The sequence below is a fragment of the Congregibacter brevis genome, assembly GCF_045689245.1.
GTDB lineage: Bacteria > Pseudomonadota > Gammaproteobacteria > Pseudomonadales > Halieaceae > Congregibacter > Congregibacter brevis.
In genome coordinates this window covers 2,054,512-2,076,983 of sequence record NZ_CP136865.1, presented here as the reverse complement: position 1 = coordinate 2,076,983, position 22,472 = coordinate 2,054,512, and the positions used below count along the sequence as shown (strand labels likewise).

Below are 22,472 nucleotides of genomic sequence, written 5' to 3'. Positions count from 1 at the left end.
GAGCCCCTCGGGTGAGGCGGTTCTTTGGATATCCAACAAAAAAAACGACAAGGAAAAACCATGAACAAATACAAGTGCCTCGCGGTAAGCACGGCCCTTCTCTGCGCCAACTCAACTGCGTTCGCTGCGCATCATGAAGGCCCGGGCAATAAAGGGGTTGCCGAAGGATGGTTCGAAGCTTCCTGTGGCGATCTCGCCGGTTTTATTGAATACGTTGATACTCACATGGCAGACGATGGCGTATTTTCACCCGATCGCTATGTGGGTCTGGGTTTTACTGTGGACAATGATGAAGGCGAGGATTTCGCGACCATCATGAGCGTCACGGCAGGTACCCCTGCGGCAAGTGTGCTTAAGGCGGGAGATCAGTTTGTTTCGGTTAACGGAATGGCGTCGACCTATGAGAATCGCGACAAAACGACGTTTCGCGGCAAACCCGGGGAACCCGTAAAAGCAGTGATCGTGCGCGACGGCAAAGAAATGTCCGTAGAAGTAAATCGCGGAATCATTGCTGCCAAGAACGAAAAAAGCACGGTTCTGAAAAACCTCGGCATGGCTAACGCGGATGATTGGGGCACCGGCGAGTGTCGTGTTTTGGAAGTCGTAGCGGAGGGTGATGTGGTTTACATGGCCACGGAGTACTCAGATACCGAAACTGAGACCGGCTATCCGTACACTTCTCGCCAGGTAAATCGCATGAAGTTCAACGCTGATGGCAAGATTGTTGAGGCGACTGCAATCGGTGAAGATCGTTTTGTGCTGGAGCAACTTGGCTACACCATAAGTCGCTAAAAGCACCTTTAACCAGGCACGCAAACGAGTTTGTCTGTGGCCAGCAGGATCCGATAGCGGAGACTGCTGGTCTACTTACAAGCGATCTGCTTCGAAATACCTTACGACGCCTAGTCCAGCTGACTCGCGTGGCGAGGCGAGCGTCCCCACTCTAGCGAGCGTAGCCGTTCCGGCCCGCGGGCTGGAGGACTGGTTGAGCGATCAGCTGCTCACGCCGATCACTTATTAAACCGTTAGGTACTCCGCAACCAGCTCCTCAGACAACTGGTCCATAGCGCCATCTGCAACAATCTGACCACGATCCATAATCGCAAAGTCATCCGCGACTGCTCGCGCAAAGGGGAGTTTCTGCTCCACCAATAAAACGCTGAGATTCTGCTCCGAACGCAGTCGCTGAATAACCTCCCCTATCAGTTGTACGATATTGGGCTGGATGCCCTCGCAGGGTTCGTCAAGAAGCAGAACCCGAGGCTCGAGCACCAGCGCGCGTCCGATCGCCAACTGCTGCTGTTGCCCACCTGACAAATCGCCTCCCCGACGATTGGCCATTTCAGCGAGAACCGGAAAGAACTCAAACACCTGCTCAGGTACTCCGGTGCCGCCGCCTCGGCGACCCGCAAGTGCCACCCGCAGATTCTCCATCACGGTAAGATCCGGGAAAATCATACGGCCCTGAGGAACATAGGCGATACCCCGCCCTACCCTGTCTTCGGTCTTTAGTCCGTCAATGCGCTCCCCGGCGAGAGAGATTTCACCGCTCTGTGCTGGCAGCAAGCCAAGAAGGGTATTGAGTAGAGTGGTCTTACCCACACCGTTGCGGCCCATAAGGCAAAAAATGCGCCCACCCCCGACGCTGAGCTCCACATCACGCAGGGTATGGCTAGCACCAAAGTATTGATTTATCCCCTGGACGCTTAGCATGCTTCTCCCAGATAGACTTCTCGAACGCTTGGGTCCGATTGCACCTCGTCAATGCTCCCTTCTATCAGCACAGTACCTTCGTGAAGCACCGTAACCTTTCGAGCTATCGAACGAACAAACGCCATGTCGTGTTCTACAACGACCACAGATCGTTCGGGAACCAAAGACTGGAGCAACTCTGAAGTACGCTCTGTTTCGTGCTGGGTCATGCCTGCAACAGGCTCGTCAATCAGCAAGAGTGACGGCTCTTGAGCTAGTAACATGCCGATTTCCAGCCATTGCTTTTGACCATGGGACAACCCCCCTGCCAACTTATGGGCTACCGCATCCAAGGCAACGGTAAGCAATAGCGACGCGATGCGATCTGCATCTTCACTGCTCTGACGGTAGCGAAGGGCGTCCCATGGGCTACGATTACCACGCACAGCGAGAGCGAGATTCTCCCGAACCGTTTGCTGAGGAAACACTGACGGCTTTTGAAACTTCCGCCCTATCCCGAGGCGGGCAATGGTCGCTTCGTCGCTATCAAGTAAATTGATGTCCTGGCCGAGATATACAGAACCTTTATCAGGCTTCGTCTTTCCCGTGATCACGTCCATGAGCGTTGTCTTACCGGCGCCGTTCGGGCCTATAAGGCAGCGAAGCTCTCCTCGATCCACAGCGAGACTGAGCCCATTGAGTGCTTTGTAGCCCGAAAAGCTTACGCTCACATCCTCCAGATAGAGAATGACACCATGGCGGGTATCGATAGCTTCAGGCATCGCTGCGCGCCCTCAGAAGACCCGCGAATCCCTGAGGCAGCATAAGCGTCACCAACAGGAAGAGCGCGCCCAAGGCAAACAGCCAAAGCTCTGGTAAACGCGCGGTAAGCATGGTCTCCGCCGCGGCAATGACGATCGCACCCAGCATTGCGCCATGAAGAGTACCTCGACCGCCGACCGCCACCCATATCGCTATCTCAATGGAGTTCAGAGGCTGAAATTCTCCGGGATTGATAATGCCTACCTGCGGGACATAAAGCGCTCCTGCTAGGCCAGCGAGCATCGCTGACACCACAAACACCACCAGTTTATAACTGGCCACGGAGTAACCCAGAAAACGCACGCGGGACTCCGCGTCGCGAAGCGCTATCACCACACTTCCAAAACGCGTGCTAAGCATCCAGCGGCACACTAGATAGCTCCCCAATAGCGCGAGGGCCGTTGCAACGAAAAGACCGCAACGAACCGCATCTGACTGAAGATCAAAGCCCACCATGTCTTTAAAGTCAGTGAGGCCGTTGTTGCCACCAAAGCCCATTTCGTTGCGAAAAAAGGCCAACATCAAAGCGAAAGTCATTGCCTGAGTCATGATGGAGAAGTAAACGCCCCCTACGCGAGAGCGGAAGGCTAACCAGCCAAACAAGAGCGCTAGTGCGGCGGGCACTAACAAAGCCATTGCCATCGCAAAAGGAAAACTGTCAAAGCCCGACCAATACCAGGGCAACTCTTGCCAGTCGAGAAAGATCATGAAGTCTGGCAGCTCGGGATCGCCATAAACTCCTCGGCTGCCAATTTGGCGCATGAGGTACATCCCCATGGCGTAACCGCCCAAAGCGAAGAATGCGCCGTGCCCCAAACTCAGTAAACCTGCATAGCCCCAGACCAAATCGAGAGCCAGGGCTAACAAGGCATAGCAAAGGTACTTACCCAGTAAAGAAACGCTATAACTGGATAGTGCGAACATAGATTCCTGCGGCAGCAGCAGGTTAGATACGGGCACGAACAATGCCATGCACAGCAACACGCTAACTGTCAGGGCAAAGGGTCGATCTTGACCCACGAATTTGCCGAGGTTCATCAATGGCTCTCCTCTCGACCGGTTCGAGGAAACAAGCCTTGAGGTCGGCGCTGTAAAAACAGGATCAGGAATACAAGCAGTAAGATTTTGGCAAGCACTGCACCCACTGCAGGTTCTATAAGTTTGTTAGCGACGCCAAGAGAAAAAGCACCCACGAGGGTTCCCCAAAGGTTGCCCACACCCCCAAACACCACCACCAGAAACGAATCGATGATATACGCCTGCCCAAGATTAGGGCCCACGTTTGTTAGCTGAGAAAGAGCGACACCGGCCACCCCAGCGACACCTGAGCCCAAAGCAAATGTCATTGCATCTACTCGAGCGCTGCGCACGCCCAAGGCTCGAGCCATAGCGCGGTTCTGCGCCACCGCGCGCACTTGCAGACCCAGTCGCGTGTAACGCATAAGGCACAGCAAGCCGGCAAACACCAACAGCGAGAACAAGAGTATCGCCATACGGTTATAGGTCAGCGATAAACCCTGAGTAACTTCCCAAGACCCAGCCAACCATTCGGGAGTCAGCACTGAGCGATTCAGCGGTGAGAAAATTGAGCGCACGGCCTGCTGCAGTATCAGACTGATACCGAAAGTAGCGAGGAGCGTTTCGAGGGGACGTCCATACAAGAAACGAATAACGCCCCGTTCGATGACAAAACCTACCGTCGCGGACACGAGAAACGCCGCGGGTATGGCAAGGAGTAGCGCAAGACCAGGCTGACTAGGGAGGAGCTGCTGTAACACCCATGTCGTGTAAGCCCCGAGCATGATGAGCTCACCGTGCGCCATGTTGATCACACCCATGACACCAAAAGTAATCGCCAATCCCACCGCTGATAAAAGCAACACCGAACCGAGACTCAGGCCAAAGAACAGCGACTCAAGGCGCCCTAGCCACAACAGGCGATTCTCCGCCAGTGCCAACAAGTTCGTCGCCTCGCCGCGGACCGATTGAGGTAAGTTCTCTCGAGACGCTAAGTCCTGCAAAGCAGCTCGGACAATAGGGTCCACCCGTCCTTTCAGGGTGACTAGCGCAGCAGAGACTCCCTCAGCATCTTCTCCCGATATTGTCTGCAGGGCCAAGCCAACGGCGATCTGATCCTGTAGAGCAGGCAAGGGTTCCAGGGACTTACGCGCAGCCAACGCGCTTAAAGCTGATGGAGTCGGCGCAGACAAAATTTCCGCGATAGCTTCCTCTCGCACCGCAGGATCCGCGGCAGAGAGTTGCGCGATCGCTTGAAGGCTCTGCAGTTCCGATCGAAGACTGTTGTCTATGGCGATGCGTCGCACATCGCGACGTCCTGCGGTGCCTAATTCCTCACCGGTCATGACGTTGCTGAGAACATACCGAGCGCCTTTGCGTTCAGCCAGAACCACGGTGTCACTTCTGCGATCAAGGTACAAAGCCCCCCGCGAGACCGCATCGAAAATCTTATCGGTATTCGGGTCGCCACTGGCGGCGATCTTCTCGAGGAGGTCGCGCTTTTGGGCAGTGTCTGCGCTACCAAGGCTATCCACCCAGTCATGCAGAGTTTCAGCCTGCACAGCAAGCACAGGGAGCACAAACAGCAGGCACAGCAGTAACGGGCGCAGCACTAACATTGCGACAGAACTTGGTTTACCAGAGGATTCTTCAGCGTTTGTACCGAAGCGCTACTCACCACCCTCTGATAAGCAGCGTTTCTCATTTTGCTGGTAATTACCGCAACGCAGGCGTGGACTCCAATCAGCGATCAGGTCTTTTGAACCCGGCAAGTAGTCTGACCACGCGTCACCCGCGACGGTTTCGGGCGTTTCCCAGACCACCTGAAATTGCCCGTCATCAAGTATCTCCCCTATCAACACAGGCTTAGTAATGTGGTGATTGGCCTGCATCGTGGCAACACCACCAGACAGGTTGGGAACACTGATCCCAATGATGGCGTCCTGCACTGCATCAGGGTCCGCGCTACCTGCGGCTTCTACTGCTTTGGCCCACATATTGAAGCCGATGTAGTGAGCCTCCATGGGATCATTGGTAACGCGATTGTCATCGCCGATGAATGCTAGCCATTCATCGATAAAATCATAGTTAGCATCCTCCTCAACGCTCATGAAGTAATTCCATGCCGCGAGGTGCCCTACCAGAGGACCAGTGTCGATACCGGACAACTCCTCCTCACCGACAGAGAAAGCGATCACGGGAATGTCCGTGGCATTAACGCCTTGGTTGGCCAGTTCCTTATAGAAAGGTACATTCGCATCACCATTCACAGTCGATACCACAGCGGTTTTCGCCCCCGTGCTCCCAAATCGCTTAATCTCGGCGACGATGCTCTGCCAGTCGGAATGACCAAAGGGTGTGTATTTCACGAGGATATCTTCGGACGCCACTCCCTGCTGCTGAAGATAGGCTTCCAGAATTTTGTTCGTCGTGCGGGGGTACACATAGTCAGTACCCGCAAGCACCCATCGCTTCACGCCTTGCGCCATAAGATAGTCAACTGCCGGAATCGCCTGCTGATTAGGAGCAGCACCCGTGTAGAAAACATTGCGGGATGACTCTTCTCCCTCGTATTGCACCGGATAAAACAACAAGCCGTTCAGTTCTTCAAACACCGGCAGCACCGACTTTCGAGAAACCGATGTCCAGCATCCAAAAACGACGTCCACCTTTTCTCGAACGAGAAGCTCACGCGCTTTTTCTGCAAACAGAGGCCAATCGGAGGCAGGGTCCACGACCACTGCTTCCAGTGGACGACCCAGAATTCCACCTTTTGCGTTCTGCTGCTCCACCAACATCAGCACCGTGTCCTTAAGCGTAGTCTCACTGATCGCCATGGTGCCAGACAGAGAATGCAGGATGCCCACTCGAATCGGCTCGGGCTCCTGACTACGAACACCAAAAGACAGCAGAAACAAGAACGTTCCGAGGGTCAAGAATCTGAGAGACAAGGACATGCTGTGTGGCTCCATCAAAAAAGCAAAGTATCCATTGATCAGTGCAAGACCCGAGCCACCCAGATCCTGCCATCTGTCAGTGCATCAAAGCGACGGCACTACGCTGGCGCACCAAGGTTGCGCACGAAGCTTGTGCACCAAGTTGCAGCGGAAGGGAGGGAATCTCGCACCAATGCGGTGCGCGAAAAACGCGATTATTGAGAGAGCTCCAGTGGGTAACGGTCCGCTTGCCGCGTAGTAAATTCCTTGACCGCACTTGCTACCGCCTCAGCCTGGTAATCAGCAAGCACCTGATCTCGAACGCGCTCAAAGGGCAGTAACACCGGCTCCGTGCGTCCCTTTACACGAAAATAGTGCCATCCCTGTCGGGACTCATAGGGACCCTGCCAGGTATCCAGAGAGACGCGCTCAAGCACCTCTAGCAGCGGCTGACCAAAGAGCCCCCTGACCATGCTAACGCCGTAGTCGGGGAACTCTTTCCCTTGCCAGGGCGAGATTCCACCGTCTGCACTTTTCTGGCTCAGTTCAGCGCGAAAATTTTCTGGGTCATCTGGTGCAGAAGCAAACAACTGCTGACTGAAGCTGATCGTGGCCTCGCTGTAGTAACGGTCAATGTTATCCGCGTAGAAATTCACGAGGTCTTTTGCCGACGGATCGGCAATCTCTCCTGTGACACGCTGCTGCATAACCTCGATAAGCAACTCCCGAATACTGGGGTCGCTTCGATACAGCTCTGCAGCCATACCCTCACGAAACAACAGTTCGCGCTGGTAATAGTCCTCTAAGATGAGTTCCACATCTTGGGGCTGAGCTGAGCGCCCGGTAAGCATCTCCCATTCGGAGATCAGTAGAGCCTTGGAGCTCTGACTGAGCGTAATCGGGGTGGTCGACTCACGGTTGAGTAGCGCATAGACAAGGAAAAACACCGTTCCCAAAGCGAAAAACACGACAACCGGATCACGTAAGCAATATCGCAATGAGCTCAATTTTTTGGCCTCGCAATGAACACCCCCTAAACCGCCAGATCACTTAGCGCTGAGGACGACCATAGTCAGGATCGATCTCTTCGGCATCGCCATCTTTAAGCGCACGCTTTCCCGCCCGCGGCTGATTATCTTCTGTAGAAAGCTCTGACAGATAAGAACCGTCGGTAATGCCCGTCTTACGCATTGCAATACCCGTCAGGCAGGCATGCATGATGTAGTTGGCGTTAAGTGCTGAACGATAAGTGTTATCGAGAAGCGGATCGAGTTCGACAATTTCAAAGCCGATCATTTCACTCTCGGTGCACAGTGCCCGCACTATGGGGATCGCCTCGCGCATGGTGAGTCCGCCGGGCACTGGCGTTCCGGTCCCAGGCACGAAGGCAGGATCGAGCACATCAACATCGAAAGAAATGAACAGCTTCTCAGTGCCCTCTCTCGCTTCGCGGAGAGCGTCCTCCATCACGGCCTTCCAGCCCTTTTTCTCGACCTCGGCCATGGGGTGATAGCGCATGCCATTGTTGCGCATCCACTCAAAACCCCAGGCGCCGGGCCAGGGACCGCGCAAACCAACCTGAATGAAGTTCTCACCCTTCACATGCCCTTCCTTGATTGCACGATAAACAGGCTGACCGTGGGTGATGTAGTGCGCTTGGCCTTTACCCGCATCGAAGTGCGAGTCAAAGTGCACAACCCCGAAACTGCCCTTGCCGTGTACATCCGCCAGACCGGCAATATCGGGGTACTCAAGCGAGTGATCACCCCCGACTATAAACGGGATCGCTCCGGTTCTGGCGATTTCAGCGACGCGCTCACGAACGTGGTGCACACTCAGCTCAGAGCTCATGTTGTCAATCGCAATATCGCCGTAATCCACAATGCTGAGAACTTTACTGGGGTTTACCATGGTCGCCATGTCATTGCCGCCGTGGTAGTAACCCGTACGCATCGCCTGAGGGCCAAACTTTTGCCCGCGATAGTAGGTACCCATATCCAGCGGCGCACCAACAATCGCCACTTCAACATCCCCTGCTACGAGGTCCTCGGGGTAGATTGCGACCGGAGCGTTCGCAAAGGTTTGGATACCACCGCGCCCCCCCTGCGCGTAATAACTCAAATTTATGGGACCGGGCTCTCGCTGTGTCGCCAGTGCCCGCGGATTCATCAACTTCCATCCGTTGAAATCCTTTGCCTCTGTGTTTAATGGGATAGAGGCCATATCAGTCTCGGGATTAAACTTGCTGGCGTTTTCCAGATACTGCATGGCGTCCACAAACGCCTCGATCTCAGTCGAAGTTTTACCTCTGAGTCTTACAAACAGCTTCTCCCAAGTACCCGCAAAGCCTTCACCCTCTTCCATCAGATACTCACGCTTCTCATCGGGCAAGGCATCTAAGGTGGCTTGAAGCTCCGCTGGGAGTTCCGGCATCTCGTCCTCCGCCATGGACACACCCGCGGTCATACACAAAAGCAAAGCGCTGAGCAGTACGGGTTTTAGGGGGTGTTTCATGAAGTAATTCCTAGTTTGTTTAAAGTACCTAGCTAGGTACCGGGTTGGCTGGAGAGTTCGACGTCACATGTATACCCTAAGTCTGAGCAATTAACGTGCCCAATCTTTGCCGGACGCTACTTTTGTGGACGCAACGGTATGGCGAAAACTGTGTAAGAATTGTCTTGTGACCCGAGCCTCCCACGGACACCCCTCAAAACGCTAAAGACTCCTGCACTGGATTTACTTCTGCAACTCCCGACGTCTGCTCATCGTTGCTATTTTTGGCTGACTCAAGAGAAGATAGCGTAAGTCCCAGCAAGCGTACGCCCTTTGCCACCGGGAGTAGAGCTTCAAGTAAATCTCGAGAGAGACGCTCAAAGCTGTCACGCGTTGCAATCGCCGGCGAGACGGAGCGTGCTCGAGTGATTTGCTGAAAGTCAGCATACTTCACCTTGAGTGTCACCGTTCGCCCCCGAGCACTGTTTCGATCAATACGCTCCCAGACAATCTCAATGATGTGTTCCAAAGCCTCGCGCAGATCACCATCTTCGATCAAATCGTCCGCATAGGTCCGCTCTCCGCCAATAGACTTACGCGCCCGATCCGACCTAACCGACCGATAATCCTCGCCGCGGCTTGCCCGATAAAGGTACTGGGCCGACTTACCGAAATGTTGCTCGAGAAACATAAGCGACTGATCACGTATATCGGCACCCGTCTCTATACCTAAAGCTGACATCCGTTCGGCAGTTTTTGGACCAACTCCATAAAAGCGTCGCGCAGGGAGCCCTGCCACAAAGTCAGCCCCCTCTCCCGGTCGCACTACATACACGCCGTCAGGCTTGTTTTGATCCGACGCCACTTTGGCGATGAATTTGTTGTAGCTAACGCCAGCACTCGCTGTTAACCGAAGTTCCGTTCTAATGTCATGACGGATGGCTTGGGCTATCGCGGTGGCACTGCCGACGCCCGCGATATCGTCTGTTACATCCAGATAGGCTTCATCGAGAGAGAGAGGCTCAATCAGATCGGTATAGCGCGCGAAGATGCCGTGGAGTTCCTGTGATACAGCGCGGTACACCTCAAAACGCGGCTTAACGAAGAGTAGACTCGGACAACGCCGACGTGCGGTAACGCCGGGCATTGCCGACTTCACGCCAAACTTTCGCGCCTCGTAGCTGGCTGCCGCAACGACACCGCGCTTTGCGGAACCCCCGACAGCGAGGGGCTTGCCTCGAAGCGTAGGATCATCTCGCTGCTCAACGCTGGCATAGAAAGCGTCCATGTCCACATGGATTATCTTGCGCGTCACAGGATTAGCGTCTTCTGTCATCCCTGCGATACTAGAAAGCTCGCGAAGCACAGGCAAGCATCGTCTGACGGGCGTCTCCTACAAAACGATATTTCCCCGAGTAAGAATTGCCATAAGGCCTGCCATCGCGCATCCTACAACAACCCTTAGAAGTGCAATCAATAACTATGAATCAAAGCCTCGAAGCGCTGGAGCTATGGCTTGCCCAATGGATGGGCAATGCCTTTTGGGTCGACATGGCCTCGCGTGCTGCCGCACTATTCCTTGTCTCCATCATGGTATGGCTCTTGTGGCGACTCCTTGATCGCTGGCGCAAAAGTGTTCATCGCTGGATTGATGCCGATGGATCAGGCGCCCGTGCCCTGACCGTGCAGGACCAACAAATATTTACCGAGCGTGAACTCGCTAGAGCTCTTCACAGCGTTGTAAATGGCGTGTGGCGTCTGATGAGGGCGCTGCTACTCATAAGCTGGCTCAATCTCGTTTTTACACAGTTCACCTGGAGTCGCGATCTCGCGGTTGGAATCATTGGCTTTGTGTTAGCTCAGGTCGGGCTCATCGTTGCCGAGGTCGTCAACTACCTCCCCAATCTTTTTATCATCGCAATCATCGTCGTCATTTCCCGACTGGTTATTCGCGCCACCCGCGGAGTCTTTGACGGCATTCGGCTTGAGCGCATAACCCTCCCGGGCTTCTACCCAGACTGGGCGGAGACCAGCTTTGGTTTGTCGCGACTACTCATCATCGCCATCACTTTGGTCATCGTTTTCCCCTACCTCCCGGGATCCAGTAGCCCTGCCTTTCAGGGCCTCTCGATCTTCTTTGGCGTCCTGGTATCCCTTGGGTCGACATCAGCAGTGGCAAACGTCATGTCGGGAATCGTCATTACTTATACCCGGGGGTTCAAAATAGGTGATCGCGTTCGTATCGCCGATACCGAGGGCGACGTCATCGAACGGAGCGCCTTTGTTACCCGCATTCGTACGCCAAAAAATGAGGAAGTGTCTGTCCCCAATGCCATGGTGATGAACAACCACATCGTAAATTTCAGTGCTCAGGCCAAAGAAGCGGGTGTACTCCTGCACACCACCGTGACTATTGGCTACGACGTAGCATGGCCGCGGGTTCACCAGCTGCTCTGCGATGCCGCAAACGCAACGGCCCAGGTTCTGGAAGACCCAGCACCCTTCGTATTGCAAACCAGCCTCGACGACAACTACGTGGCTTATGAGCTGAATGCCTACATTCGCAACCCCTCTGCAAAGCAGCAGATCGCATCAGAGATGCACGGGCATATTCAAGACAACTTCCGCAAAGCGGATATCGAGATAATGTCGCCCCACTACCGCGCCAACCGCGATGGGTCCGCGATAGCCATACCTTCGTCTGAATCTCTTTCGACTGATCCGCGAACAGGTGAGGACACGTAGGTCCTTAAGCTTGCACCCCAACAAATTAGTGACCCGGAGACACCTAATGGTTTCGAGCATTTTTCGCCCCCTTCGTGCCCTAGCGCCGGCCGCAGTTCAGGCAGCGGTGTCGGCGGTCGTTTTGCAGCTAGGCATTGCAGCGGCTGGTGTCGGGCTTGTTGCCGGAACGACCGCTGCGAACGCACAGAGCACAGCTAAACCTGTCCTCCACGGCCGTCACTGGGCAGCGGTTACCGGTAAACCGCTGGCGGCAAGTGCCGGTGCCATGATGTTCGCTCGGGGCGGGAATGCCATAGATGCAGCTTGTGCAATGCTAGGGGCGACATCAACCATGTGGGACACCCTTGGATGGGGCGGCGAAACGCAGGCACTCATCTACAATCCCGAGACAGGCAAGGTTATCGGTATCAATGCCCTAGGGGTTGCCCCCACAGGAGCGACTCCCGAATTCTTCCGCGAACAGGGCATGATCTACCCCCCGGAATACGGCCCCTTAGCAGCCGTAACACCGGGCACGCCCGGTGGCCTCATGGTGATGCTCGCGGAATACGGGCGCTTGAGTCTCGCCGAGGTGCTGTCACCATCAATGCAAATGGCAGAGGGCTACCCCATCGAAGGCGTGCAGGCCGACAACATCGAGCGACGCCGCGACATCATTGCGCAGTGGCCTGATTCCAAACGTGTGTTCCTTCCTCATCTCGATGATAGCAGTCCGGAAAAGCGTGCCGCGCCACAGGGCGGCGAGATTTTCAGGCAACTGGACCTTCTGGCTACGTTACAAAAGCTGGTGGATACCGAGGCTGAAGCCTTAGCCGCAGGAAAGTCCCGCAAGGAAGCTATCTACGCTGCCTACGAGCGTTTTTATCGCGGCGATATCGGCAAAGAAATCGTGAGCGCAACCCGTGAGCAAGGCGGCCTATTTACTGAGGACGACCTCGCCAATTGGGAAGTACATATCGAAGAACCCGTGAGCACCAACTACAAGGGCATCGACGTCTACAAGCTCACCACCTGGGTGCAGGGGCCGGCAATGCTTCAGGCTCTCAATATTCTCGAGCCTTTCGACCTAAAAGGCATGGGGTACAACAGCGCGAACTATATCCATACACTTTACCAGACCATGAATCTAGCCTTCGCCGACCGGGACTTCTACTACGGTGATCCGTACTTCCCGCCGGAGGAACCTATCGAAGGTCTGCTTAGCAAGGAGTATGCGGCAAAACGCCGCGCCTTGATCAATCCAGACATGAACGATACTAACGCCCGGCCAGGCGACCCTTATCCATTTCAAGGAGACAAAAACCCCTTCAGCAAGCTGTTAAAAGAGTGGTCTCCTATCCCTCCTGCGGCTGACGCGGACGGCTCTGATGGCTTCCAGCAGGCCAGCATCAACCACGATGAGGGATTCCTTGCTGGCACCACGTCGATTCAAGCGGCTGACGCGGACGGTTGGGTGGTTTCTGTCACCCCATCGGGCGGATGGATTCCCGCGTTCATTGCCGGCGATAGCGGTGTTGGCCTCAGCCAGCGTATGCAGAGCTTTGTCCTGGACAAACGTATCAACCCCTTCAATGTCGTGGCCCCCGGCAAGCGGCCCCGCGCCACACTCACGCCCAGCATGGCGCTGAAAGACGGCGAGCCAATTATGGCGTTCTCGGTTCAGGGCGGCGACACACAAGATCAGAACCTTCTGCAATTCTTCCTGAATGTTGTGGAGTTCGACATGAACGTTCAGCAAGCGGCGGAAGCGCACAATGTCACGAGCTATCAGATGCAAAGTTCCTTTGGCGCTCACGTAAGTGAACCCGGACGCCTGGATGTCACTCGACAGTTGCCGCCCTACACTCGCGACCGGCTAAAGGCGATGGGCTATGACGTAGGTGTTGTGGATAAAACCTATAGCCCCATAACAGCAATTCTTATCGACCCGAAGCAGGGAACCTTCCAGGCGGGCGCCAGCGACTACGGTGATGACTACGGTATCGCCTGGTAGTACTCGGTGGAATGTAGCGGCGCCAAATAGTTTATCGATTCCTCTAGTGCAGGCTGGCGTTCCTCGCCCGAACTAGAGGATCATTCTCTATTGCAGCGCGACGTGACTGAAAAGTCTTGAGCAGCCTGTCGCGAATCACAGGCTGTGATTCCAGAAGATTATTGACTTCGTACCAATCATTGGCCAGATCGAAAAGATGGTGTGGCGTTCCGCTGCCGTCCAGAATCAGCTTCCAATCACCTTCACGCACAGCAAACTCCATTCCATCAGGCGTCGGTATAGACCAGTAAAACGCCTGGCGTCTCTCAAAGGCTTTTCCATCAATGAGCGGCCACAAAGAATCACCATCGATAGGGATTCCCTCGTCAACGTCAGCCGCCAGCCACTGTGCAATCGTGGGAAAAACATCCAGTGCAGTTGCCGGCTGATCCTCAACACTTCCTGCTGCAACGCGACCCGGCAAGCGAAGGATACCTGGAACGCGAATACCACCCTCAAAGAGAAAACGCTTCTTTCCGCGCAGACCGCCAGTTTCTCCCGCCATACCCAACTCCCAGGGAGTCAGCGCCGCATCTGTCACCGGCCCATTGTCACTGCTAAAAATGACCAGAGTGTCGTCGAGCATTTCCTTGCCACGAAGATGCTCAATCACGCGGCCAAGTTGTGCATCCATAAAACTGACGTTCGCATAATATTCTCCGCGCCCTCGCCAGGGACGGTTACGCCAGTCAAAGTAGTAAATCGAGGGGTTATCCCTCGCTTCTGCAGTCAAGTAGTCCTGATATTGATCTAGATATTCCGGAGGTGACGCGATGGGGGTGTGTACTTCGCTGTAGGTGAGTAAAAGAAAGAACGGATCTGACCCGCTGCTCTCCAACCACTGGATCGCCTCATCGCTCACCAGCTCAGCGCTATATTTCTGCGTGGGCCCTACAGCTTCGTTGTTGCGAAACATATTGTCCGGAAACATGGGGCCGCGCCGAGGTACTTCCTTTGAACCTGCCACCGCCGCATTTTTTACCCAAGCGGCTAAACCGTATTGATAGTCGAATCCAAAGTCTTTGGGCTGCGGCACCTCTTGCATGTGCAAGCCTCCATTGAGATGCCACTTGCCAATGACGGCCGTGCGATATCCGCGCTGCTTCGCGAGATCTGCCAGGGTGGTTTCGTTCGCGCCGAGAGACTCCTGTGCATCATCGGGAATCCAGCTTTCTACACCTGTACGATACGGCGTTCGCCCAGTAAGCAAGCCTGCGCGAGAAGGCGAACACAAGGCTGAAGGCGCGTAGAACTGTGTAAACCGGAGACCTTCTGAGGCAAGCCGATCTATATGAGGCGTTTTTACGATGCTGTGTCCGTAGGCTCCAGTATCTCCATAACCGAGATCGTCTACATAGACCACGAGCACATTTTTCCGATCTCTATTTACTTCGTCCCTTGCGTCACGCCGCTCGCCCTTGTCCGCGCTATTCTCCGCATACGCCGATCCCGTCGTACACAGTAGGCAGGTGAAGATTAAAGTAGCAAAGGATTCAGTCGCAGTGGCTATAGCCCGACCGAGGTGTACTTGAGCGATTCTGCACGGCATAGTTCAAGTCTCTTAGCTGGGAACATCGCCATGCACTATAGCTCGCAAACGCCCACCGTGTTCAGCCGCTGGCGAAGCTTTGGCCGCCTACGCGTCCTCACTTTGATTTTTATGCTTGGAGCGACGGCTTTTACTCTTTCGTCACGCGCGTTTGGCGAGATACTCATTCGCGATGTTACTCCCGTCGACGCGCATAGCGGCGTCATGGAAACCCAAGACGCTCTCATCAGTGATGGCAAAATAGTAGCAATGGGACAGGGACTCGCAGCTCCCTCCAGCGTCACCGTGATTGATGGCAAGGGTCGTTTTTTAACACCGGGTCTATGGGACATGCATGTGCATCTGAGTTATGACGATCGCTTCGTCGACTTGATGCCTGATCTGTTCCTGGACTATGGAATCACCAGTGTCCGCGACACCGGTGGAAACCTTGATCGACTCCTTCCCATCCTTAAGTCGCGTTACGCATCTAGTAACGAGGCGCCTCGAGTGTTTTACGCCGGGCCGCTCCTCGATGGCTCCCCCGTTGTATACGGCAGCGACGATGGCGATGGCATTGGCGAAGGCACCGTCACGACGGAGCAGGCCCGCAGCCGTGTGCAAGAACTTAGAGCCGCTGGGGTGAGCTTCATCAAGATTTACGAGATGGTGACTCCGGAGATTTTTGATGCTTTCGCCGATGAAGCCTCAAAAGTGAATCTACCGATCGCTGCCCATGTGCCTCTTTCTATGCTGGCCTCTGACGCCGGCCCACGGGTCCAATCGATGGAGCACCTGCGCAATATAGAAATGGATTGCGCACGCGACGCCCGGGCCCTGCTAAAGGAAAGACGAGAAATGTTGGCAGCGGGCCGGGAGCGCTCCAGCAAAGGTATGGATCTTCGCAGCAGCATTCACAAATCACAGCGAGACCCCGCTGTGCAAAACGAGGATCCAGAGCGCTGTGACTGGGTGCTGGACAACCTAGTCTCAACGATTCAGGTACCCACGGCGCGCCTCAACGCCATGACGCAGTACCCTCCCTTTTCGGCAGAAGACTGGCCACTAGCGCTCCAAGCCCTCCCTGATTCGCTGCGCAACGATTGGCTCAAGGCCCCCCAATACATGGATCCGAATAGTTACCGAGTGCTTGGGGAATGGACTTTGGCAATGATCCCCAGACTTGCCGCCAAGAACATCGCTATCGGAGCGGGGACGGATACCCCCATAGGCTGGGCGATCCCTGGCTACAGCTTGCACCGAGAGCTTGAGATACTGGTCGCCGCCGGCCTAAATCCTCGATCCGCATTAGCCGCCGCTACCCTCGTGCCCGCAAGCTTCTTCAGTTTGGCGCATCAAACGGGGCGCGTCGCCGAAGGCTATCAGGCGGACCTCCTGTTGCTGGATGCAAACCCTCTTGAAGACATCCGTAATACCCGACGAATCAGTGCCGTAATCTCAAAAGGAAACTTGGTGCGCGACAGGGCCATGGAGTAATGGGACGTACAATCTTCCAATAAACTCTGCTATGTTTGGATTTGGCGGCGACCGATCGAGACGCGCGCTACATGCCAACAGGCGTTTTGATTACCCAACGTCTTCTATTACGACCCAGCATCAGGAATACATTATGAAAACTTTACTTGCCTCAGTAGCAGCAGCGACCCTGCTCTCCGCCTCAGCGGCCTATGCTCAGGATATTAACAAGCTCATGGAAGCAGTGGATACAGAAAAAGCTGCTGACTCTGTTGATATGGAAAAAGCCAAGGAAGCGGTGAGCACCGACGGCGTTGACTACAAGAAGGCGGCCGAAGCGGTCGACATGGAAAAAGCCGCAGGCGCTGTAGACATGGAAAAAGCAAAAGCCGCGATCATGGATCCCAAGAAGTAGCCTCTGCTATGCCCGATCGCTAAGAACCGGTGTAACCGGAGATTCCGGCTAGGGCTGCAGGCACAAAAAAGGGCGATCAATTGATCGCCCTTTTTCTATCCTAACTTACAGTTTCGTAAGCTCTACACCATTACTCAAAGCTGTACTTAAGAGTAGCTCCGTAAGTACGTGGCTGGTTGGGGTAACCACTAAGGCTTCCCGCCTGCGCTACCGAGTTAAACGCCGACAGCAGATACTCGTCTCCGTTCAGGTTACGACCCCAGAGATTGAGCTCTACACCGTTGCTGAAGGTCATTCCAAAGCTCGCATTGAACATATTGATCTCACGAGAAGCGATGGACGCGGGAATGTTATCCACTACCTGAACTTCATCTTCGTATACGTGCTCCACACGAACATAGGAATACGCATTACCAATATTGAAGTTATAGGTCGCTGATGTGTTAGTCGAAAGCTCTGGGATGCCTGCGGGCTGTTGGCCCGAAAGATCCGTGGGGCCATCCTCACCCAAGGCCCCCTGAAAATCATCATAGAGCGGATCCAGGAAGGTTGCCGCGAAGGAGATTCGCAGACCGTCTGTCGGCGCCCAGTTCATATCAAACTCGAGCCCTTCTGTGGATTGCTCGCCCGCATTGCCCAGTACAAAGCCTGTGCCGGTAAAGATGTTCGATTGGAAGCCTTCGATTGTTTGATCAAAGATCGCAACGTTCATGGTAACCGTGTCGAATTCGGCCTTCAGGCCGATTTCATAGACCGTTGACTCTTCTGGACCCGCGTAGCGAGTACCCTCCGAGAGATTCGGTACCAAGAGTCCCGCCGCGGCAAGGGCCGGAACATCCTCAGGAAACGGACGAGAGTCCCGTGAGAGGTTCCACGAAGACGCCTTAAAGCCTGTGCTTACGCCTGCATAAACATTGATATTTTGTGTCAGGTCATAGGCGAGGCGTAAGGTGTAAGTCGTGTCATCGTCGTTAGTCTTGCCGTCTTCAACTTCGTTAGGGAAGTTAAGGAAGGGTGGCAAAAACTGCAGAGGAACCAGCGCATCAAGGCCGAACGCAGCCAGAGGCAGCGAAGAGAATACATCTGTGCTCACAGCATTGAACGACCCTTGCTTGTCAGACTCGGTGTAGTTAACACCCGCTGTCAGGGTCATTGCTTCGGTGATATCAAAGTCAACCTGCGCAAACAGAGACAAGGTATCGTCATCAAGCGTTGCTATTTCGCTGGGGAATCCAGCTCCTTCTGCGAAGAATGTGCCAGCCGGAATACCGAGAATCGGTCCCAAAAACGCTTCGACCGCAGAAACACCGCCAGCGGTTAGGCCATCGGCATAAGCGCGGAACTGGTCACCGTAGCCAAACTTACCTGCTGACTCCAACTCTTCGGTGAAGTAGAACGCTCCAACCATCCACTGAAGAGGACCGTCAGTAGCCGATGTCAAACGAAGCTCTTGGGTGAACGTATCGATTTCAAGATCACGCTCGTTAGCTGCATCGGGGGTAACGAGACGCGCACTTGTATAATCCACGTCACCCAAATCGAACTGCTCAAGCTTACGCATCGCGGTAATCGACGTCAGCGTGAAGCTATCGAAGTCGTAGTCGATCTGCATAGATACACCTTGTGTATCAATGCGGTTCTGAGGATCAAAGTCATAAAAGCCTTCGTAGGCGAAAGGCTCCTCAGGTACGAGGTTGCCGCCGAGAGCCTGAACCAGAGCGCCGGTCGGGCCGTTCTGCAGGTTCGCCACACCGCAACACACTTCATCCAGACCGTCTGCGTCAGCGATAATTCGCACTTCCATGCGATCGCTTGGATTCCACAGCAACTGTCCACGCATGTTCCAGCGATTAATCTCATTCTGTGCAGTACCTAGCTCAATGTTGTCGTAGTAACCATCGCGCTGGTTCATGCTGCCAGACAAACTGAAAGCAACGTTGTCCGAGATAGGTCCGGTGATGTTGCCCTTGATGATCTTTTGGTTGTAGTTACCAAGCGTGGCGCCTACTGAGCCGCTGTATCCAGCGAGGTCAGGTTTAGCTGTAACCACGTTGATAACACCGGCCGATGCGTTTTTACCAAACAATGTACTCTGGGGACCGCGGAGTACTTCCACGCGCTCGAGCTTTGGCAGGTCAGCCAAGGCACTACCTACGCGAGAGCGGTAAACGCCATCGATAAAAACACCCACCGAGGGCTCAATACCTGGGTTGTTGGCGCCGTTACCAAAACCACGAATGATAAAGTTGGTCTGCGCACTACCCTGAAGCTGGGTCACGCGAAGACTGGGAACCAAGGTCTGCAAATCTTTGATATCCAGAACCTGAGACTGCTCAATGGATTCAGCGGTAACCACTGAAACAGCAATCGGAATTTCTTGAAGTGTCTGCTGACGTTTGGCAGCAGTCACGATCACTTCTTCAAGCATTCCTGCGCCTTGTCCTAGCGCGGGCAAAGACACAGAAGCAGCAAAACCAGCAGCAGCAATCGCGGCAGGAATCGCTTTTAGGGATTTAGTAGCGGGCATGGGAGTCACCTTTTTTTGTTTATGTTGACAATGTCAATTCTCATACGACGACGACGCAGGGTCAACGCTAGGAGCATGGATCATTCACAATTATGACTATTGACAGGAAGGATAGAAGCAAGGTCGGTTAATATGAGTGAGCAAATACAAGCGAGTGTGAAGGAATACAGTTTATGGCCAAGCGCGTTTACCTATTTTCTGAAGGCAGTAAAGACGACCGTGATCTCCTCGGGGGCAAGGGCGCCAACCTCTGTGAAATGACTGCGCTTAAGCTGCCGGTGCCTTTTGGCTTTGTCATCACCACACCCACCTGTCGCGAATACTTCGAGAACGGCAACAAGCTCCCGACGCTACTCGAGCAGGAGTACCGCGTTGCTCTGGACCTTGTAGAAAAACAAATGGGCACCCGCTTTGGGGATCCAGAGAACCCCCTGCTCTTTTCGGTTCGATCGGGCGCTCCAATCTCCATGCCCGGAATGATGAACACTATCCTGAATCTGGGCATCAATGATGAAATAGCCGAGGGTCTTTCACGCAAAACAGGTAATCCGCGCTTTGCCTATGACTGTTATAGACGCTTCATTCAAATGTTTGCGGACGTGGTGTTAGGCGCGGATACCCACGCCATGGAAAAGGTTATAGACGACTATAAAGAGGCGAAGGCCTACGAAACCGACGTTGCGATGGAAGCTGAAGACTGGCAGGCGGTGATCAGCACCTTTAAGACCATGGTTAAGTTTCCCGAAGACCCCTTCGAACAGTTACGCCTCGCTGTGGAAGCCGTCTTCCAGTCCTGGTACACACCGCGGGCCAACGTTTACCGCGAGATGAATAATATCCCCGACTCCCTGGGCACTGCGGTGACAGTGCAGTCCATGGTCTTCGGTAACTTTGGAGAAGACTCGGGATCGGGAGTCGCTTTCACTCGCAACCCATCCACGGGTGAACGTCAATTTTTCGGAGAGGTTCTATTCAACGCCGCCGGCGAAGATGTTGTTGCAGGCATCCGTACTCCTCTGGCCGTCGACGCCATGCAAGAACGCATGCCCGAGGCCTATGCTGAGCTGCTCGAGTCTCAGGCGATGCTTGAGTCCCACTACCGAGATATGCAGGACATTGAATTCACGGTCCAGGAAGGCCGTTTCTATCTTCTGCAAACCCGAAGTGGTAAGCGGACAGGACGAGCCTCCGTACGCATTGCGGTAGATATGGTTCGCGAGGGCATGATCAATGAGAAAGAAGCGCTACTTCGCGTATCGCCGGAACACGTGCAGTCTTTCCTTCATCCAATGGTTGACCCGGACGCGGAGCGAACCGTTATCGCGAGCGGACTCCCGGCCAGCCCCGGTGGCGCCACCGGTGTTGCCGTGTTTTCGGCAGATGAAGCAGTAAACGTCGAAGCAGACGGCAACAAAGTAATTCTCATACGTCGCGAAACGACTCCTGAAGATATTCATGGGATGCGAGTAGCCGAGGGCATTCTCACGGAACTTGGGGGGATGACCTCCCACGCCGCGGTAGTAGCAAGAGGCATGGGAGTTTGCGCCATCACGGGCTGTGGTGAGTTGCGGGTATCCGTTCACGAAGGCACCGCTACTGCCGCGGATGGCACGGTGATCAAGCGCGGGGACACCGTCACGCTCGATGGCGCCACGGGCGATGTCATGCTTGGGGATATCCCTAAAGTTGAGGCAAGCACCTCGGACGATTTTCAAACCCTTTTATCCTGGGCAGATAAGCACCGACGCTTGAAGATACGTGCCAACGCAGAAACTCCCGAGGATGCCGCTAAGGCTCGGGAACTCGGTGCAGAAGGCATCGGCCTTTGCCGGACTGAGCACATGTTTTTTGCTAGCGATCGCATCGATCACATGCGTGCCATGATCCTCTCTACCGATCGCAAGGAACGTAAGCGGCATCTGGCAAAGCTCCAGGAGTTTCAGCACGCAGATATGCTGGAGCTCTACCGTGTTATGGATGGGCTCCCCGTGACGATCCGCCTGTTGGATCCTCCCCTGCATGAGTTCCTCCCTCATGATGAAGACGATGCTAACGCCTTGGCGGAGCGTCTAGGCAAAGATCCCCGGGAGATTCATCAGGCGCGCAACGATCTTGCAGAAGTAAATCCCATGCTAGGTTTTAGGGGTTGCCGACTATCCGTGGTTTACCCGGAAATTACGCGCATGCAGGTTCGCGCCATTATCGGTGCGGCTTTGCAGGCACGCGAGGAAGGGCTCAACCCCTTCCCCGAAATCATGATTCCTCTCGTGGTTAACGTACGAGAGATCCGTCTGATCAGCGAGGTTATTGACCGCGGCATCGCTAAGGTAACAAAGGAGAAATCCGTTTCACTGCGCTACAAGATCGGCACCATGATGGAGACTCCCCGCGCCTGCCTTGGCGCTGATCGACTGGCCTCGGCGGTGGAATTCATGAGCTTTGGCACCAACGATCTTACGCAAATGACCTACGGATTTTCCCGGGACGATGCCGGGCGCTTTATACCGCAATATCTCGACGCTAAGATTATTGAGGATGATCCTTTTGTTTCTCTGGACCAACGCGCCGTAGGGCGTCTTATGCGTATGGCGGTTCAAGAATCGCGACAAGCCAAAAAAGGCATCAAGTACGGAATCTGCGGCGAGCACGGTGGCGACCCTCGCTCTATTCGCTTTTGCCACGACCTGGGCTTGGATTACGTTAGCTGTAGCCCCTACCGGGTGCCCGTAGCGAGAATTGCCGCTGCACAGGCACGGGTGCTGGCAGACATCGACAACTAACAGCAAAAA

General features: G+C 54.5%; 16 protein-coding genes. 6 read left to right on the top strand and 10 right to left on the bottom strand.

What is annotated here, in order from left to right; translation table 11 throughout:
- The first annotated feature begins 60 nt into the window (after positions 1-60).
- Positions 61-792, top strand: a complete 732-nt coding sequence (locus tag R0137_RS09155) for a PDZ domain-containing protein (protein ID WP_407326115.1) — start codon at positions 61-63, stop codon at positions 790-792.
- A gap of 225 nt (positions 793-1,017) precedes the next feature.
- Here the strand turns inward: R0137_RS09155 and urtE are convergent, their stop codons facing one another.
- The 8 genes from urtE to dinB all read right to left on the bottom strand — a co-directional run bounded on the left by urtE (position 1,018) and on the right by dinB (position 10,296).
- Positions 1,018-1,713: an urea ABC transporter ATP-binding subunit UrtE gene (gene urtE, locus R0137_RS09150; RefSeq protein ID WP_407326114.1), complete on the bottom strand. Its 696-nt coding sequence runs from the start codon at positions 1,711-1,713 to the stop codon at positions 1,018-1,020.
- On the bottom strand, positions 1,707-2,474 hold the full coding sequence (gene urtD, locus R0137_RS09145) for an urea ABC transporter ATP-binding protein UrtD (protein ID WP_407326113.1): 768 nt from the start codon (positions 2,472-2,474) through the stop codon (positions 1,707-1,709). The genes urtE and urtD overlap by 7 nt, the downstream gene beginning before the upstream one ends.
- Positions 2,467-3,552 (bottom strand): urea ABC transporter permease subunit UrtC, encoded by a 1,086-nt coding sequence (urtC, locus tag R0137_RS09140; RefSeq protein ID WP_407326112.1) that lies wholly within the window; start codon positions 3,550-3,552, stop codon positions 2,467-2,469. The genes urtD and urtC overlap by 8 nt, the downstream gene beginning before the upstream one ends.
- Positions 3,552-5,150 (bottom strand): urea ABC transporter permease subunit UrtB, encoded by a 1,599-nt coding sequence (urtB, locus tag R0137_RS09135; RefSeq protein ID WP_407326111.1) that lies wholly within the window; start codon positions 5,148-5,150, stop codon positions 3,552-3,554. The genes urtC and urtB overlap by 1 nt, the downstream gene beginning before the upstream one ends.
- 51 nt (positions 5,151-5,201) lie before the next feature.
- Complete coding sequence (gene urtA / locus R0137_RS09130; protein ID WP_407326110.1) at positions 5,202-6,488, bottom strand: urea ABC transporter substrate-binding protein; 1,287 nt, start codon at positions 6,486-6,488, stop codon at positions 5,202-5,204.
- Between the two features lie 194 nt (positions 6,489-6,682).
- Complete coding sequence (locus tag R0137_RS09125; protein WP_407326109.1) at positions 6,683-7,474, bottom strand: peptidyl-prolyl cis-trans isomerase; 792 nt, start codon at positions 7,472-7,474, stop codon at positions 6,683-6,685.
- 43 nt (positions 7,475-7,517) lie between these two features.
- Positions 7,518-8,981, bottom strand: a complete 1,464-nt coding sequence (locus R0137_RS09120) for an agmatinase family protein (protein WP_407326108.1) — start codon at positions 8,979-8,981, stop codon at positions 7,518-7,520.
- Between the two features lie 193 nt (positions 8,982-9,174).
- Positions 9,175-10,296, bottom strand: a complete 1,122-nt coding sequence (gene dinB, locus R0137_RS09115; RefSeq protein WP_407326107.1) for a DNA polymerase IV — start codon at positions 10,294-10,296, stop codon at positions 9,175-9,177.
- Positions 10,297-10,442: 146 nt separating this feature from the next.
- Between dinB and R0137_RS09110 the strand changes: the two genes are divergently transcribed.
- Positions 10,443-11,705 carry a mechanosensitive ion channel family protein gene (locus tag R0137_RS09110; RefSeq protein WP_407326106.1) on the top strand — a complete coding sequence of 421 codons (1,263 nt, stop codon included), beginning with the start codon at positions 10,443-10,445 and terminating at the stop codon, positions 11,703-11,705.
- Between the two features lie 46 nt (positions 11,706-11,751).
- A complete protein-coding gene (locus tag R0137_RS09105; RefSeq protein WP_407326105.1) occupies positions 11,752-13,698 on the top strand; it encodes a gamma-glutamyltransferase family protein in 1,947 nt (648 codons plus the stop codon).
- Positions 13,699-13,741: 43 nt separating this feature from the next.
- On the opposite strand, the gene R0137_RS09100 is transcribed toward R0137_RS09105, so the two are convergent.
- Positions 13,742-15,286 carry a sulfatase gene (locus R0137_RS09100; protein WP_407326104.1) on the bottom strand — a complete coding sequence of 515 codons (1,545 nt, stop codon included), beginning with the start codon at positions 15,284-15,286 and terminating at the stop codon, positions 13,742-13,744.
- Positions 15,287-15,316: 30 nt separating this feature from the next.
- Here R0137_RS09100 and R0137_RS09095 point away from each other — a divergent pair, with 30 nt between their 5' ends.
- Positions 15,317-16,762, top strand: coding sequence for an amidohydrolase family protein (locus R0137_RS09095; RefSeq protein WP_407326103.1), 1,446 nt, complete (start codon positions 15,317-15,319; stop codon positions 16,760-16,762).
- Positions 16,763-16,895: 133 nt separating this feature from the next.
- On the top strand, positions 16,896-17,156 hold the full coding sequence (locus R0137_RS09090; protein WP_407326102.1) for a hypothetical protein: 261 nt from the start codon (positions 16,896-16,898) through the stop codon (positions 17,154-17,156).
- 130 nt (positions 17,157-17,286) lie between these two features.
- On the opposite strand, the gene R0137_RS09085 is transcribed toward R0137_RS09090, so the two are convergent.
- The gene (locus R0137_RS09085; RefSeq protein ID WP_407326101.1) at positions 17,287-19,683 is read right to left on the bottom strand and encodes a TonB-dependent receptor; all 2,397 of its coding nucleotides are present in this window, start codon (positions 19,681-19,683) and stop codon (positions 17,287-17,289) included.
- Between the two features lie 173 nt (positions 19,684-19,856).
- Between R0137_RS09085 and ppdK the strand changes: the two genes are divergently transcribed.
- Positions 19,857-22,463, top strand: a complete 2,607-nt coding sequence (gene ppdK / locus R0137_RS09080) for a pyruvate, phosphate dikinase (protein WP_407326100.1) — start codon at positions 19,857-19,859, stop codon at positions 22,461-22,463.
- The last annotated feature ends 9 nt before the right edge of the window (positions 22,464-22,472 follow it).

What these genes read in the sequence shown, in the direction of transcription:
- R0137_RS09110 (WP_407326106.1), top strand. Translation starts at nt 10,443, where the DNA reads ATGAATCAAAGCCTCGAAGCGCTGGAGCTATGGCTTGCCCAATGGATG.
- R0137_RS09120 (WP_407326108.1), bottom strand. Translation starts at nt 8,981, where the DNA reads ATGAAACACCCCCTAAAACCCGTACTGCTCAGCGCTTTGCTTTTGTGT.
- urtC (WP_407326112.1), bottom strand. Translation starts at nt 3,552, where the DNA reads ATGAACCTCGGCAAATTCGTGGGTCAAGATCGACCCTTTGCCCTGACA.
- R0137_RS09155 (WP_407326115.1), top strand. Translation starts at nt 61, where the DNA reads ATGAACAAATACAAGTGCCTCGCGGTAAGCACGGCCCTTCTCTGCGCC.
- R0137_RS09100 (WP_407326104.1), bottom strand. Translation starts at nt 15,286, where the DNA reads ATGCCGTGCAGAATCGCTCAAGTACACCTCGGTCGGGCTATAGCCACT.
- urtA (WP_407326110.1), bottom strand. Translation starts at nt 6,488, where the DNA reads ATGTCCTTGTCTCTCAGATTCTTGACCCTCGGAACGTTCTTGTTTCTG.
- ppdK (WP_407326100.1), top strand. Translation starts at nt 19,857, where the DNA reads ATGGCCAAGCGCGTTTACCTATTTTCTGAAGGCAGTAAAGACGACCGT.
- dinB (WP_407326107.1), bottom strand. Translation starts at nt 10,296, where the DNA reads ATGACAGAAGACGCTAATCCTGTGACGCGCAAGATAATCCATGTGGAC.
- urtD (WP_407326113.1), bottom strand. Translation starts at nt 2,474, where the DNA reads ATGCCTGAAGCTATCGATACCCGCCATGGTGTCATTCTCTATCTGGAG.
- urtB (WP_407326111.1), bottom strand. Translation starts at nt 5,150, where the DNA reads ATGTTAGTGCTGCGCCCGTTACTGCTGTGCCTGCTGTTTGTGCTCCCT.
- urtE (WP_407326114.1), bottom strand. Translation starts at nt 1,713, where the DNA reads ATGCTAAGCGTCCAGGGGATAAATCAATACTTTGGTGCTAGCCATACC.
- R0137_RS09105 (WP_407326105.1), top strand. Translation starts at nt 11,752, where the DNA reads ATGGTTTCGAGCATTTTTCGCCCCCTTCGTGCCCTAGCGCCGGCCGCA.
- R0137_RS09090 (WP_407326102.1), top strand. Translation starts at nt 16,896, where the DNA reads ATGAAAACTTTACTTGCCTCAGTAGCAGCAGCGACCCTGCTCTCCGCC.
- R0137_RS09095 (WP_407326103.1), top strand. Translation starts at nt 15,317, where the DNA reads ATGCACTATAGCTCGCAAACGCCCACCGTGTTCAGCCGCTGGCGAAGC.
- R0137_RS09085 (WP_407326101.1), bottom strand. Translation starts at nt 19,683, where the DNA reads ATGCCCGCTACTAAATCCCTAAAAGCGATTCCTGCCGCGATTGCTGCT.